Origin of the sequence: Wolbachia endosymbiont (group A) of Andrena hattorfiana (assembly GCF_947179565.1) — a bacterium.
In the GTDB taxonomy this organism is placed as follows: Bacteria; Pseudomonadota; Alphaproteobacteria; order Rickettsiales; family Anaplasmataceae; genus Wolbachia.
The window spans coordinates 361,387-376,951 of the sequence record NZ_CAMXBT010000002.1 but is presented as its reverse complement, the minus strand read 5'-3'; the positions used below and the strand labels follow the sequence as shown (position 1 = coordinate 376,951).

Sequence of the window (15,565 nt, the reverse complement as noted above, 5' to 3'; positions counted from 1 at the left end):
CTAAGCGTCAGCACATTATTACAGCGCCACTTACAGTAATATAGAGTCAAAACTCGCTACTCGGGGTTTCTTTTGCCTTTTTTTACTTGGTAAATTTCTTAACGTTTGTAGCTAAAGTAACTTAGGTTCACCGACAATCGTCATCCCGCTACTTGTTAGCGGGTGAGATATCGCGGCGGTATGACGGTTCACGGTGGTATGACGATAACCTCGTCATCCTGCTACGTGTTAGCGGATGAGATACCGCGAATGAATCGCGGTATGACGTGTTGCTTGGGTCAGCTATAGAGCACAGTTTTGGAGTAGGATCTTCAGTTGCTATCTGGTAATAAAAAAATATTTGAAGATCTTAGAAGTTAAATTGCTCAAAGAAAAATTGTGAATGAAGTGAAAATAAATTTATTTACCAAAATAGAGTTGCCTTGGTCTACAGATCTTAGTTTCTTTATCATTTATCATTTCATACCACTGAGTAACCCAACCAGTGGTTCTTGCAAGTGCAAAAATAGGCGTGAACATATTTGAGGGAATATCGATAGCATTCATTATTATACCTGAGTAAAAATCAACATTTGGATATAACTTACGCACGATAAAATATTCATCCTTTAAAGCTATTTCTTCAAGTTTTTTTGCAATTTTGAGCAATTCATTATTTTGTTCTAGTTTACTTAGAACCTCATGACAAGCGTCTTTCAATATCCGCGCGCGCGGATCATAATTTTTATAAACACGATGTCCAAATCCCATCAATTTAAATGGATCTTTATCATCTTTAGCTTTTTCGATGAATTTATCTATATCTTCACTTTGCTCTATCTCTTTTAGCATATTTATAACTGCTTCATTAGCTCCACCATGTGCTGGTCCCCAAAGTGTAGCAACTCCTGCAGAGAGGCTTGCAAACAGATTAGAGCCAGCCGATCCCACCAATCTGACAGCCGCCGTAGAAGCATTCTGTTCATGATCAGCATGGAGAGTAAATATTTTATCCAGAGCTTTTGCAAAAAGGGCGCTTTTATCATTATCAACAGCATCGCCAAATATCATCTTTAAGAAATTTTCACTGTAACTTAATTCATTGTTAGCATTTATGAATTCCTGATTGTTGATATGCCTATAAATCATTGCAACAATTGCAGGAACTTGTGCTATTGCAGAAATTCCAAAATCTAAATCTTCACCATTGACATTGTTGCCATGTGTTTCATGGTAAGATGCTGACAAATTTGCAAAACATGCAACTAAAATCGACATAGGGTGAGCAGTTTTTGGAAATGCTTTGATTACATTTGTAACTTGCTCTGATACTTTGGATGATTCTTGTATTTTGAGAAGAAATTTTTTGTGTTGCTCTGAACTGGGTAGTTCACCATAGAGTAATAAATAAATCACAGCAGTAAAACTATTATTCTCTGCCAAATCAGCTATATCATGTCCCCTAAATTTAAGAACTCCTTCATCTCCATCAATAAATGTAATCGAAGAAGAACATGAAGCTGTGGAAACAAACCCCGGATCATAAGTGAATAATCCTGTCGTCTTATATAAATCCTTGATATTTAACACGTCAGGACCTATTGTTCCACTTAATATGGGTAGCTCAATTTTTAATCCATTACTTAGTTCTAATAGCACTTTTTTATCCATTACTTAAGCTACTTAAATTTTATACAGAATATACAAACTGAAGAGTATATATTAATACAGTTAACTTTACATTAACCGTATTAAGCGGTCATCAATGCTTTTACTTTTGCATTTAAGCGACTTATTTTACGCGCAGCAGTATTCCTATTAATAACACCTTTATTCACACACTTGTGTAAATTAGATTCAGCATTCCGAAATGCCAGAACAACATTTTCTTTGTCGCCAGACTTGATTATATCAACCAATTTTCTAATAGCGGTGCGAGTTTTACTTTTCCGCATCTTATTTATTAAAGTGCGCTTTGCTATTACCTTTATCATTTTTTTAGCACTCTTATGATTTGCCATATATTAATACCTAAAATACTGTACTTTTTTTTTAATTATAAAGTTTTTTTGTTAATTTGCAATATCAGTTTTTTCTATGGTTAATCTACTGCTTCTCTCTTCAATAATTTTTTCTAAACTTTGCAAGAATTCATTTTTGTTTAACCCAGGATATATTGGGGGCAATATTTCTATTACTGCCTTTCCGGGATTCTTTCTCAGAGAAAGTATGCTTTTTGGCCAAAACAAACCAGTGTTTAAAGCAACCGGTAACACAGGAACAGATAAAACGCTATATAAAGCAGCAATACCTGGTTGATATTTTATATTTTGGTTTATAGTCGTTCTTGTACCTTCAGGAAATATTATTATGCTTCTATTTTCTTTTATACGCATTTTTGCTAGTTTAATTATATGGCGTATAGAACTGATACCATCTGAACGGTTAATAAAAATCATTTTCAGCGCTATAAGATGTAAACCAATGAATGGAATCCATTTCAATTCACGTTTTAAAATAAAAACCGCTTTTCTAAATAGTAGTATAAAAATAAATGTTTCAAATGGAGATTGGTGTTTAGATGCAATGATAAAAGGTTGCTTAGGAATGTTTTCCATTCCCCTCACTTCATATTTAATGCCACATAATAAACGCAGCATGAATAATACAACTCTCACCGAACAGACGAGGAAAATGGTTATTACATACTCAGGAAAGAAAATTACAGGGAGAGCAATTAAAGTATAGAATACTTCCCATAATATAAGGAAGAAATTAAACAATAAACTTGAAATCACAAACTCACATAAACTTATTTGAATTTAACTTTACTACAAATTAAAAGCAATAAGTTTAATTATTGATCATCTGAGTAATAGGATGCGAATCAGCTAATTTGTCCTTTAACTTTTCGTTAGCAATATGAGTATATATTTGTGTTGTAGAAAGGTTAGTATGGCCAAGAACTTTCTGTATCAACACAATATTTGCTCCGCTATCCAGTAGATGGGTAGCAAAAGAATGCCTAATCACGTGTGGAGAGACCTTATTTTCATCAATATTGCATTTTCTTGCTAACTCCTTCATTAATTGACCGACCCTCTGCCTTGTAATTGGTTTATTAGGTTTATCACCTGGGAATAGCCAATCGGATTCCTTTCCGTTAGGGATCAGATTGTCACGAACTGATAAATAATTTCTAAGGCTCTGCAATGCTTGTTCATTAAAAAGAATTTGCCTCTCTCTACCACTTTTTCCTTTTATTATTATATAGCATTCTTTGCTATTACTGTTTATTAAATGTGACACTTCACATAACTTCATATTAATTAGTTCAGAAACACGCATTCCAGAAGAGTAAAGGATATCTAAAATCGCACATAGCCTTTTACTGCTTATCTCTTTATTCGATTCGCTTGCTGATTTTCTCACTGCATCCATTAGCAAAAATATTTCTTCGACACTTAAATACTTAGGCAAAGGACGAGAAACTTTTGGATTCTTTAATTCAGCATCATTAGTCGGTGCTGGATTAAAATCTATTATTCCGTCATTAAATAGACACTTATAGAAATTTTTCGTAGCGGATATTTTTCTTGATATAGAGCTACTTTTATATTTCTTTTGTGTACATAGATATTTCACATAATCTTTAATATTGGTTTTGTTTACGCCAACCAAGGTAGTGCCGCTTTCTAATAAAAATTCTTCAAACTGGTGTAAATCCGAACGATAACTTTCCAGAGTATTTTGTGTAGCGGACCTCTCTGAAGCCAAAGCATTTACGTAATATGTTATGTAAAGATTTTCTTTTTTATTTTGCGGCTGTTTATTTTTCATTATCAGCTCCTATATTTATTTCTTTGGCTATAATTTGATTGGAAGTGTTTCCTATGTGTCTTATGAGAAAATATGAGACAAATAAGGCATTTATCAATAGAGTGAACATCACAAACCTTTGCTTTAACCTTTTTTTTAAATTTAATCTTACTCTTATCATAGTTAAATTATAACGTCAAATCTATAAAAAACACCTTATAAAGTGAGCTCTACTATAAATATAGAATACTTCTTAGCTGTATCTATCTATATTTATTATAACATAATATTTATTATAATTCTAACATGGACAGATAGAGATTTCAATTACGTTAGTGTTATGGGTGTTAATAAATTTTTAATATATACAATGAGTACTTTACAAAAGAAGAAATCAAATGGCATCTTTTTTAAATAAAGTGCTAATAAAAGGAACGGTCACATTTGACCCTATAGATTCATTATCTATCTTCTCTATAATTTTATCAATGCTATAGAAAGAACGTTCTATTCTTGCTAAAATATAATTAATCACTTTTAAATCAATTTTTAACTGTTTATCTGAAAATCGTTTTATTAGCATGATTCTTAATAATTCTTCGCTTGCAGGCAAAATTTTTACGCTGATAGTTGATAATATTCGAGAACTTAAATCTCTTAGTTTGAAGTTAAGTTTTTTTGGTGAAATTGAAGAAGTGATTAGCAGCTTCTTATCATTTTCTTTCATGTAATTGTAACAATGTAATAACATTTCTTCATCTTTAATGTTTTGTACGTCTTCTAAAATAAAAGCATCGCTATACCTAATCTCGCTTACAAAGTTATTCACATTGATAAAAATTGCATCGTTTATTGACTGCCAAATATGAGCAAGATGAGTTTTACCAGAGCTTTTAGGTCCAAAAAGAATGAGAGATTTCCAAGATAAATCCTCAATTACTGAATTATATATGTGCTTATTTTCATCTAAGATGATGTAATTTTGCCGACTATAATCAGCTTGATTGTTGTTAAATAAATTTAATTGCACATTAAACCTCTTACGTAACCTCTTTCTGGTAGTAATTTTTGCGCAGAAATTTACTTACGCTCCTCAAATATCTCAGGTATTCTGGGCTCATTTCTCCTCTTACCATAAATTGATTATGCAAAAGGTCTGTTAGCCGTTTTTATAAAGCTCACTTTTAAAATATTTATTGATTGCATATTCTACTGATACATTGAACATTGCTATTATTGGAATAAAAAGTAATATACCTGTAAATCCAAAATATGAAGCGCATATAGTAATTCCCAGAATAATTACAGTTGGATGTATATGAACTTTTTTTCCTATTAATAAAGGAACTAATATGTTTGAATCTATTAATTGTCCAACACCAAATAATAGCAAAACGGCAGCACTTTCAACCCATTCACTAAATTGAGTAATAGCGCTCAAAAACCCAATAATGGTATATAATAATGGTCCTACGTAAGGTATGAACGTTAATATTCCTGATAAAATTCCAATAACAATAGAGTGTTTCAATCCGATTATGCTCAGGCTCACAGAGTAAAAGACCATCATGACAATACATACATTTACCTGCCCCTTTAGATAATTAGATATGATGAAATCCACTTTAGAAAAATAATTTGCAACTTTTTCTCTATAAGAAACAGGAATTAATTTATTAGCTTTTTCTATAATTAAAGGCCAATCACGTAATATATAGAAAAACACTACAGGAGTAATCACCATTAATGATACCGTGTGAATCAAGCTAAAGCTTGAACTTAATACTTGGATTATAAAGTTACTAGCAATATCAAGAGCATTTATGAAATAAGATACATAGTCGCTGTAATTTTCTGCTAGATTTTTAGATAAGTGATCAAATAAGCTATCCTCGATTTTTATATTAAGAAATTCTAATACAGAGGGGATTACTTTAATTTTTAATGAAGGCACTTTATTCACTAAGAAATTTAATATTGAAGTAATTTGAACATATATAATAGGTAAAACAAATGTTATAACTAGTATAAAAGCTATTAATAAAACAAGTATTATAAAAATTACAGAACATGAACGCGGTATTCTATACTTTTCAAACTTGACTACTAGCGGATTAAACAAATATGCAATAACAATAGACATTAAACATGGAAAAATCATAGGACGCATCAGGAATAACATCCCTATTATAAAAAGCAACATAAAACAAATAGTTATATGACGTTTTTGCATGCGTTTAGCATAGTCAATTTACTGAAAAATATACAGTTTATTGTAAATACTATCTATTCATTGTTTTATCAATTTTATTAAGTATTAGGTCAATCAAATTTTCACCCAATTCCCAACTAGATAAAACTCCGTTATGTGGATCATCTTCATACCTTTTCGAATTAACAGTCTTGATCAATTTCCCACGTAGCAATACATCATTTTCTATTGCGTGCGCCAATTGTGCAGGTTGTGGTATTAAGTAATCTCTTTTGCTATTAATAACTATTATTGGCATATTCAATTTTCCCTCATCTCGCAACTTTCGTATATCGTTCACTAAATCAAAATCTAGATCTAAAGCCTTTAGCAATTTTTTAAAAATGGATGAGGGCAACATACTTAAAATTTTTGCTTGAGGGATCGGAAAATGCCCTATTGCTGTATGAAAAGAGCTGAAAGTGCTAGTAAAAATAACACTTCCAAGTTTAACGTTTTTGTCTGCAAAGTGCTTCAAAACTGCCGATGCAACTGCTCCTCCAAAGGAATGGCCAAAAAATATAATGTTTTCAGGCCTCACACCCTTGTCCATTAATTCATTGATTTCTTCTATCGAGGGCTTAAGCAAACTTTGATCTCTATTTATAAAGGGAATAATAATAAGCATTACGGATAAAAAAATGCAAGTTAGAGCAGCTAAGCTTGCTAAACCAACTACTCCAGCTGTTATGGGGCTTATAAGTAGTAATATTGCAATGGGCGCTGATACAGATGCCACGAGGAACAAAAAGCTAACTGCAGCATAAGTTATGTAGTTTTGGAATATAGCCGGATATTTATGTGTATGAGCAATAGCTTTTAGCCTATTTCTGCCACATAAATGCTGTAAGCATTGTTGAGCATTTTTATGATTATCGCCTATTCCATGAAAGGATATAAGGTGTATCTCATTTTCTTTATTACACTTAGTATGTGCATTCTAGCATCGTATTATATCCTATAAGATAATACACTCTTTTTTTAAACTGTAAATAACTTGTTACTATACACTTACGCTGAAAATGATAAATATGCACACTAACAGACTTAAGAAATACAAAATAGCAGCATTAATAGTTGCAGCAGGAGTAGGCAGTAGATGCAGTAACACAATTCCTAAGCAGTATACAAAACTTGCAGGTAAATCTGTTTTATTTCATGCAATTAAAAGATTTCTGGCTAACCAATATATAGATTACATAAGAATAGCAATTAATAGAGACCATGAAAATTTCTATGAGAAAGCTATATCACTAATTACAGACACTAAATTACTAAGCCCTGTATATGGAGGAGAAAACAGGCAAAATTCAGTTAAACTAGGGCTTAAAAGCTTACAAAAAGTTAACCCAGATTTTGTAGTTATACACGATGCTTGTAGGCCTTTTGTGTCAGATGTTCTGATAGATAACTTGGCTCAGTCCATGATTAATGATCAATATACAGGAGTAGTACCAGCAATAGAAGTCGAAGACACTATGTCATTGGTGGGTAATAATTTCGTTGAATCTACGATTTCAAGAGGAAAACTCAGAGCAATACAAACTCCTCAAATTTTTAATTTCAAAGAATTATTATCGTGCCATCAATCAGACAAAGAATTTACTGACGATTCATCACTAATGGTAGAGCACAAAAAACATGTTGCGATTATTAAAGGTGAGAAAAGCAATTTTAAGTTAACCACAAAAGAGGATATCAATATGGCAAAGCTTCTCTTTGAAGAGCCAAAATTTCGTGTAGGAACTGGTTATGATATACATAAGTTCATTAAAGTTCAAAATGGTGCTGAGAGCTTTATAAAAATTTGCGGTGTGAAAATTGAACACAACATGGCAATAGAAGCGCACTCTGATGGTGATGTTGCAATACATGCAATCGTTGATGCAATACTCGGAGCACTGGGATGTGGCGACATAGGGGAGCACTTTCCTCCTAGTTCCTCTGAATGGAAAGATTGCAATTCATCTCACTTTCTTGACTTTGCTGCTAAAAAAGCAAAGGAAAAAGGGTACAGCGTGTCTAATTTAGATATTACTATAGTTTGTGAGGAGCCTAAAATATCGCCTTACAAAGTAGAAATGAAGAAATTCATATCAAAAGCATTAGAAATTGATGATGAATTTGTAAATATCAAAGCAACCACTGCAGAAAAATTAGGTTCTATTGGAAGAAATGAAGGAATAGCAGCATATGTTTCTGTGTTATTGCATACAAACTTTTATTGGGAATAGAAACGAAAAAACTTACTTGACAAACTCCGCTAGCCCCCTTATTATGATAGTAATGGTATTTATGACTCAAAACTCGTTTTTGACCTGCAGGCTCAATGACAACATTCAGTAAAAAACTTAGGGTATTTTTTGGCGGATTACATAAAATTATAGCGGCTGCATGTCTTTTAAATTTTTTCTACATTCAGCCAAACTGCGCTTAAACTAAGCGCCAGCACATTATTACAGCGCCAATTTAAAGTATTAGAGAGTCAAAACTCACACCACGGGAGTTCTTTGCCTTTTTTTTCGTTTGGTAAATTTCTTAATGTTTGTAGCTAAAGCAATTTTGAGAGACCGAAAATGGTGTCATTCCAGCGCGTGACGCTGGAATCTAGTCTTTATTATGCAGCCACTTATTTAAAGTTAAGTTTTCTGGATCCAAGTAGTCAGGGCACTGGGATGACAGCTACCCTGAAAACCTTCATCCCGCTACGTGTTAGCGGGATCTAGAGATACCGCGGCGGTATGACGGTTAAGTAGGGTGTCATCCCAGTGCTTGACGCTGGGATCTGATGCAGTTATTCTAGGCTAAGGTAATCCGCATAGCAAATGGTGTCATGCAAGTAGCTGACACTGGAATCTAGAATTTTTTTTAACTAGATCTTATGGTCAAGCCATAGGATGACAGAGAAGGTAAGCCTTATTTAAGTTAGCTATATATACTCATCGTTTATGGCTGAAAGGAACACATTTTTAGAATAATGAAAACAATCAGCACTTTAATTCAAGAAGGATCAGAGTTATTATCGTCACATAAAGTTGAATCACCACATTTAGATTGTGAAATCATCATGCAGCACATACTTGGAGTGGAAAGATCATTCATAATTATGAACCATGCTGATCAAGTGCCGATGGAGAAAGAACTTTTATTTTGGAAATTAACAAAAAAAAGAGCGGAAAGATATCCAATATCGCAAATAATAGGTAATCGTGAATTCTGGAGTAAAAATTTTACAGTTAACCAGCATGTTTTGGATCCAAGACCAGATAGTGAAACATTAATCTCAACAGTGTTAAAATATTACCCAAATAAAAAGCAGAGACTAAAAATTGCAGATTTTGGTACAGGCACAGGTTGTTTATTGATATCCGTACTTAGTGAGTATGAATATGCCGTTGGTATCGGTTTTGAAAAAAGCTTGGAAGCATACAAAGTTGCCTATCAGAACACAAAGAAACATGATCTTCTCAGCAGAGCCAAAATATTTCCAAGCTCATGGACAGAGTGCAGAGGTTCATTCGATCTTATAATCAGTAATCCTCCATATATTAAAAGAAGCAAATTGAAAGACCTGCAAGCCGAAGTGCAAAAAGAGCCAAGAATTGCTCTTGATGGTGGAATTGATGGTTTAAACTGTTACTTGAGTATTTTTTCAATATTAAGGAGGTGTCTTAAAAAAAATGGGTTTGCGATATTGGAGATAGGTGAAGATCAAAATGATATTGACAAAATAATACCCTCATACAAATTAGCTTTTCAGGAATATGTACATGATTTGGCAGGAATGAAGAGGTGCATTGTTATGCAAAAAACATAGCTAATGTTTTCTTGTATTATCTTCTTCATCCCATATTATCCTATGTCATCCCAGTACCCTCTACCTCGTCATCCCAGTGCGTGACACTGGGATCTATATTTAACTAGATCCTATGGTCAAGCCATAGGATGACAGGAACGGTTTTGGTTAGCCATGCATTTTTTAAAAGGGCAATATATTTAGGCTTTGCTGGCAAAGTGGAAAGTAAGGCCAGCCTCTATGCCGTGTGTATGAAAAAATCTGTTCTGTATGGTAGTAGATACTGGACTACCAGCTGTTTGTTTAGCCATTCTACCTTTTGGCTTACCTGCGCCATTATCAAAATTGGGATCCCACTTTAAGGTTTCTAGTTTGCACTCACTGCTACCAATAGCACCAAAACCTCTATATCCAATATGCATATTTACATCTTCGTTTATGCGATAATCAAGGCCAGCTTTTAATTGACCTGCGGGTCTTATTGACGGTTTTTCAAACATCGTCATTCTTGTTGCACCGATTCCAATACCAACGTAAGGAGAAAAAGAGAAACGGTCACTTTTCCAATGATGATAAACATTTGCCATTAAAGACGCGTTTTCTATCTGGTCATGATTGACTATTGCTCTATATCTCTCTTCTGGTTTAGCTTTATCCTTTATGTAGGATATTGTCATCTGGCTGCTTGTTAAACCAATATTATCCACTTTTACGGAAGAATACATTCCTTCTAATTCAACTCTGTAGCTGTTATTACCCAATTCTCCTGTGTAACCAAATGCTACATTTGCAGCAAAAGGCGGGTTATAATCTCCTTTATACTTACTTAGTAATTGACCTTCTGTATTCTGATCATCCCTGCCATTTACAGATACATTACCGGCATCTGTAGCAGCAGTATCTCCAATTTTTGCTTTCAACTCACCCATGTAATTTAAATATTGACCGTAATACCCACTGCCAAAGTAAAACCCTTCTGTTTCACTTGCAAAAGATTGTTGTGACAACAGCAAAGCAAGTGCTGTAACCGCTAATGTTTTTTTACTAATCATTACTACTCCCCTAGTTAAAATAGCTAATCTAACACTAATTAATTAAAAATGGCTTAATATGAAAAACCTAATTATTTGCATAACTTGCACTTTTCTGAGCTAAAAATAGGCAAAGTTAACCTTTATTTTTGATCATTTTTTAATTTATCGTCAATATCCTCATCTTCAAATTCATCCTCCTCTTCTTCGTCATCAAACCCATCATCGCTCCTCTCGTCATCAAACCCGTCATCACCATCTTCAAACTTATCGTCAATATCTTCATCATCAATATCTTCGTCTGCAAATTCATCTGATTCATCATATACTGCATCTTCTGTTTTAGTTTCAACAGGATAATCAGCAGTGTTAGGTCCCTCAAGAGCATTATTCCCCTCGTTATTAACCTTATCTTTGCTCGCAGCGGCAGAAAGAACTTTGTTTGGGTCATATGGTTCTTGTGTAGGCACACGAGTTTGTTTAAGCAGTCTTTTTGTGAAGGTGCTATCACTATAGTACAAAATTTTCTTTGATTTTATTGGGTAAGTTGACTCTATTAAAATTACCTGATCGTCGCGTGGCAACATAATAACTTCTTGAGGCAATAGCAATGCCCTCTGTGTTTCAGAGATATGCAACGACCTTGAAGCAGGATTTAAATCTAAAAATTTAGGCTTATTCAACGATTCTTGTCGTACAGTTTTGTTTCCTATAAGTTGCGATATTAAATTAGCTGTTTCAATATTATTGGCTGCAAAAGTTATTCTGTAAGTCGAGTTTGACAAAAAGGAGTTCATTCCTGCTTCTTCGTATATTCCTTTGAGCTGCTCAGTATCTTGAACAATTAAGAATAACCTAACTCGATAACCACGAAAATATGCAATACCTGTTTGAAATTGCTCCATTTTTCCAAGTGTAGGAAACTCATCCATTAAAAACAATACGCCATAAGGCTCGTCATCCGATGGCAATTTTCTACATAAAAACTCAGTTGCCTGTTGGTAAAAAACCTGCATTAAAGGCCTGAGCCTAGTCAAGTTGTCAGGAGTTAAACCAACATAAACTGTAGTTTTCTTCTTTTTAAAATCTAAAATATTAAAATCACTTGACGCAGTTGCAGTATCAATCAATGGGTTTGCCCACAATTCAAGCGATGAGTTCATAGTTGATACAACACCCGATCTTTCTTTATCAGCTTTTTGTAAAAAAGCTGCAATATTCATATATGCTACAGGGTGTAGTATTTTACCCATTGTATCAAGAGCAACAGCAAGATTATAAACTACGTCATCACTACGCATCGTACGCACAACTTCACCAAAAGATTTAACTTTCTCTGGTGCAGCAAGTAAGTATAATACCACTCCAACAAATAAGCTTCTTGCTTCATTTTGCCAAAAGTCTTGTTCAGGCATGATGAGGTTAGCTATTTTTTGCACATCGTCAACCATCTGCCCAGGTTTTTTACTAATCCATTGTAATGGATTGTAACAGTGACTTATTCCATCTGGCTGCGCTGGATTCCATACGTATACTTTTTGTCCTTGTCGTTCTCGCCAACCACTTGTTATTTCATAGTTTTCTAATTTTATGTCGTGTATAATTACCGAGTCAGTCCAAAATAATAAATTAGGAATTACAAAGCCAACACCCTTACCAGAACCTGTAGGTGCAAATAACAATGCATGCTGAAACCCATCAGCAATAAAGTATCCTCTTTTATCTTTACCAAGCAATAATCCCTTTTTGCTTCTTAATCCTGCTTTTCGTATGTCTTTCTCTGATGCCCACTGCGAGTCTCCATGAAGTGATTCTTTCTTTTTAAATGGTCGCCACTCAATTATCCTTTCTCTTAAATTCCATAAGATAATCATTAAAACAACAATAGGCATTGTAGAAGATAGAATTAATTTTAATTTGAGCTCAAGGCTATATAACTCTGGGTGGTGCCAACAATATTGTATATGATCAAAAATCGTTGGCCAAAGAGCTTGAGGGAAAGGCGTCAAACTAGGATTAATTGCCTTAAAATCCACAGCATCCGGACCGTCAACTAATAGAAAGAACAATATACCAGATAGATAGAAGCAAAACTCAAGTACGCTAAAAGCTACTACACCTCCTATGAGAATATTACGTAGGTGATTTCCATTACTCATAAACTACTCTTTTTTAACTTATGTATAAATTTAAGCATTTTCGCTCGCAGATCTAGTAAATAATATCTCAGAAATGCTTCTTTTGCCCCCACCGGTTCTTTTTAGCTGAATAACAATATCAATCACATTTCTAATGTATGGTATAATTTGGTCTGGAGGAATGCCAAGATTTGCCTGCATAACCATCAATTTTATTTGCTCAAGGGCCATTGTTGGACTATCCGCATGAAGGGTTGATATTGATCCAGGGTGACCAGTATTTATCGCCCTAAGAAAACTAAAAGCTTCCGCTCCACGGAGCTCACCAACTATTATTCTGTCTGGCCTTAAACGTAAGCACGCCTCTATCAAATCTTGAGTGGTTACTTTTGCTCTGCCCTGCCCTCCTTTGGAGGCAATCAGATGCACTCTATTTGGATGATCGTTCAAAACGATTTCCCTTGCATCCTCAACAGTAATAATTCTTTCCTCATTTGGAATAGCACGCAAAGTAGCATTAGTAAAAGTAGTCTTACCAGTGGAAGTTCCACCGCTAATTATAATATTTTTCTTACTTATTACAGCGTATTCTAAAAACTCTTTTATTTTTTTTTGCCTTAACAGTAAATCCAAATGACGGTCAACTGGATTATCAGTTGCTTCTGTAACAGTTTCAGAAAAAGCCCCCATTTTTTCGTAATCATCGAGTGCTAATTGCATGCTAGAAGGCTTACGAATCGACATGACTACTTTATCAGGTTCACATGCTGGCGGAAATACTATCTGTATACGATAACCATTTGGTAATGTTGCTGAAAGTAACGGTGCTTCTTCGCTAAGTTTTTGTTCTGTAGCTTGAGCAATCAGTCTGCCAAGAGATTTCAAATGGTTAAGATCGAATACTTCTAATTTTTCACACCTTATTTCACCGCGATTTTCAATCCATACTTCCTTTGGCTTATTTATTGATATTTCATTTACGCCTTCTTCTTGAAATATGCCTTGTAATGGTTCCAAATATGTATCAAGTGCAGCATAGTTCATTTCATTGATTTAATATTGCCTGTGGAGGAAATACTATATCTTGGTTAACAAATACTTTCAACGCGGTGCCTTGATCAACATAAATAGTTGGTTTTTTATCTGTGTATCTGCCTACTATATCCCGCATATCTTTAGAAAAATCCTCGATTGATTTCCCGATTGCTTCATCATAAACAGACTTGCTTCTTTTCTGAGTTTGCCTCAACAGTTGACGTACATCGTCTAAAGTTATAACCGATATTGTCACTAGTAATTGCATCAACTCCACTAGCTCCAGAACTTTTTATCACACTTACTATTTCTTCCTTTATTATTCTCAGTAAATCCTGATCACTTTTAGCATTCCGAATTTTTTCAATAGCCCTAAGACCCAATTTCCATTTTTCGTCTCCTACCTTCCCAACTTCAGTTTTTATAGCATCCTCCAATCTCTCAACAATAGCCCCTTTGAGAGAAGAAATATCTATTTCAGTTGCAGTGATAGACTTTACTGCATCTATAGCAGTTAGCGTATCAATAAGATTAGAGGCCTTTTGTCCTACAACAGCTGAACCAATTGAAACACCAGCAAGTGCCACTGAAGAGAATAATGCACTTACTATTTTATTATCAACTATTCCTGCAATTCCTGCTCTACCAAGCTCGTCAGTACTAAGTGATGAGATAGCAATATCTATTCCATGAGGAAGAATGACCCTACTCCAGTTTATATTTACACGAGCTCTTGCGACATTCGAGTCAAATGAATAACTGCCTATCAATCTTGAGCCTTTAGGTATTAAAACTGTATCACCAGTTTCTGCATAAACATCTCTACTCACCATAGCACGCAGCATTCCTTGCAGATCAGAGTTTATTGCAGTTTCAAGAACAGCATCAATAATTTTACCTTGAGTAACCATTAAACCAAGCTTTCCTACTCTGGTAGCTTTGCTCGATTGTGCTGAAGTGTCAGATAAAATAGCATCAGCAGCCTTATTCTCTCCACCATCACTTGAAATTGTTAACATTTGTGCACTACGTCTGTCTCTAGGATAACCGCTACCCCCTATTGTAGGAAACGAGGTAGGTAAATTGCCCATAACATTACTAGAAGGAAAATTTTGCTTTGGCAAAATAGGTATATTTGACACAGGAGTTTCTTTTGGTTTCTCTTCTTCTTTTCTAATTTGTTTTATTTCTGGTATGATTGGTGGTGTAGGAAGAGGAGGTAAGGGTGGTAAGGGATCAGTTATTATTCTTTCAGGAACCATTACATTATCTGGAACTTGTTCCAACTTTCCCTTCAATTCTTGAACATTTTGCTTTGTTTCCTCTTTTTTAATAACTTCTGAACCCTCTTTATGAGAAGGACTAAAATAGAGATAATACACTCCACCAACCAGAAGCACTAAAATAATGACCATCAATGCCCTATGACCTTGATTAGAGCCAACTGTTACTACCTTGTTCTCTATTTCTGATTCATCTTCTGAATTGTTACGCCTTTCTTTATTCATATTGCATA

12 protein-coding genes and 1 pseudogene are annotated in these 15,565 nt (G+C 34.3%); 2 read left to right on the top strand and 11 right to left on the bottom strand.

The window, feature by feature from the left end:
* Positions 1–399: 399 nt before the first annotated feature.
* The 7 genes from OM966_RS03615 to OM966_RS03585 all read right to left on the bottom strand — a co-directional run bounded on the left by OM966_RS03615 (position 400) and on the right by OM966_RS03585 (position 6,956).
* Positions 400–1,650, bottom strand: coding sequence for a citrate synthase (locus OM966_RS03615; protein ID WP_264328843.1), 1,251 nt, complete (start codon positions 1,648–1,650; stop codon positions 400–402).
* Between the two features lie 80 nt (positions 1,651–1,730).
* A complete protein-coding gene (gene rpsT / locus OM966_RS03610) occupies positions 1,731–2,000 on the bottom strand; it encodes a 30S ribosomal protein S20 (RefSeq protein ID WP_264328842.1) in 270 nt (89 codons plus the stop codon).
* Positions 2,001–2,051: 51 nt separating this feature from the next.
* Positions 2,052–2,777 carry a lysophospholipid acyltransferase family protein gene (locus OM966_RS03605; protein WP_319604560.1) on the bottom strand — a complete coding sequence of 242 codons (726 nt, stop codon included), beginning with the start codon at positions 2,775–2,777 and terminating at the stop codon, positions 2,052–2,054.
* 55 nt (positions 2,778–2,832) lie between these two features.
* Positions 2,833–3,819 carry a tyrosine-type recombinase/integrase gene (locus tag OM966_RS03600; protein ID WP_264328841.1) on the bottom strand — a complete coding sequence of 329 codons (987 nt, stop codon included), beginning with the start codon at positions 3,817–3,819 and terminating at the stop codon, positions 2,833–2,835.
* A gap of 373 nt (positions 3,820–4,192) precedes the next feature.
* Positions 4,193–4,828 (bottom strand): DnaA ATPase domain-containing protein, encoded by a 636-nt coding sequence (locus OM966_RS03595; RefSeq protein WP_253309351.1) that lies wholly within the window; start codon positions 4,826–4,828, stop codon positions 4,193–4,195.
* A gap of 129 nt (positions 4,829–4,957) precedes the next feature.
* Positions 4,958–6,031 carry an AI-2E family transporter gene (locus tag OM966_RS03590; RefSeq protein WP_319604555.1) on the bottom strand — a complete coding sequence of 358 codons (1,074 nt, stop codon included), beginning with the start codon at positions 6,029–6,031 and terminating at the stop codon, positions 4,958–4,960.
* Positions 6,032–6,080: 49 nt separating this feature from the next.
* Positions 6,081–6,956 carry a PGAP1-like alpha/beta domain-containing protein gene (locus OM966_RS03585; protein ID WP_458694304.1) on the bottom strand — a complete coding sequence of 292 codons (876 nt, stop codon included), beginning with the start codon at positions 6,954–6,956 and terminating at the stop codon, positions 6,081–6,083.
* A 115-nt stretch (positions 6,957–7,071) separates the two neighbouring features.
* Between OM966_RS03585 and ispD the strand changes: the two genes are divergently transcribed.
* Both ispD and prmC read left to right on the top strand, forming a co-directional pair.
* Positions 7,072–8,283, top strand: coding sequence for a 2-C-methyl-D-erythritol 4-phosphate cytidylyltransferase (ispD, locus tag OM966_RS03575; RefSeq protein WP_264328838.1), 1,212 nt, complete (start codon positions 7,072–7,074; stop codon positions 8,281–8,283).
* A gap of 743 nt (positions 8,284–9,026) precedes the next feature.
* Positions 9,027–9,866 carry a peptide chain release factor N(5)-glutamine methyltransferase gene (gene prmC / locus OM966_RS03570; RefSeq protein WP_264328837.1) on the top strand — a complete coding sequence of 280 codons (840 nt, stop codon included), beginning with the start codon at positions 9,027–9,029 and terminating at the stop codon, positions 9,864–9,866.
* A 179-nt stretch (positions 9,867–10,045) separates the two neighbouring features.
* Here the strand turns inward: prmC and OM966_RS03565 are convergent, their stop codons facing one another.
* The 4 genes and pseudogenes from OM966_RS03565 to OM966_RS03550 form a co-directional block, all read right to left on the bottom strand.
* Complete coding sequence (locus OM966_RS03565; protein WP_264328836.1) at positions 10,046–10,897, bottom strand: P44/Msp2 family outer membrane protein; 852 nt, start codon at positions 10,895–10,897, stop codon at positions 10,046–10,048.
* Between the two features lie 122 nt (positions 10,898–11,019).
* On the bottom strand, positions 11,020–13,035 hold the full coding sequence (locus OM966_RS03560) for a type IV secretory system conjugative DNA transfer family protein (protein WP_264328835.1): 2,016 nt from the start codon (positions 13,033–13,035) through the stop codon (positions 11,020–11,022).
* A 30-nt stretch (positions 13,036–13,065) separates the two neighbouring features.
* Positions 13,066–14,058, bottom strand: coding sequence for a P-type DNA transfer ATPase VirB11 (gene virB11 / locus OM966_RS03555; RefSeq protein WP_264328834.1), 993 nt, complete (start codon positions 14,056–14,058; stop codon positions 13,066–13,068).
* A 1-nt stretch (position 14,059) separates the two neighbouring features.
* A pseudogene (locus OM966_RS03550) lies at positions 14,060–15,557 on the bottom strand (TraB/TrbI/VirB10 family type IV secretion system protein).
* Positions 15,558–15,565 lie beyond the last annotated feature (8 nt).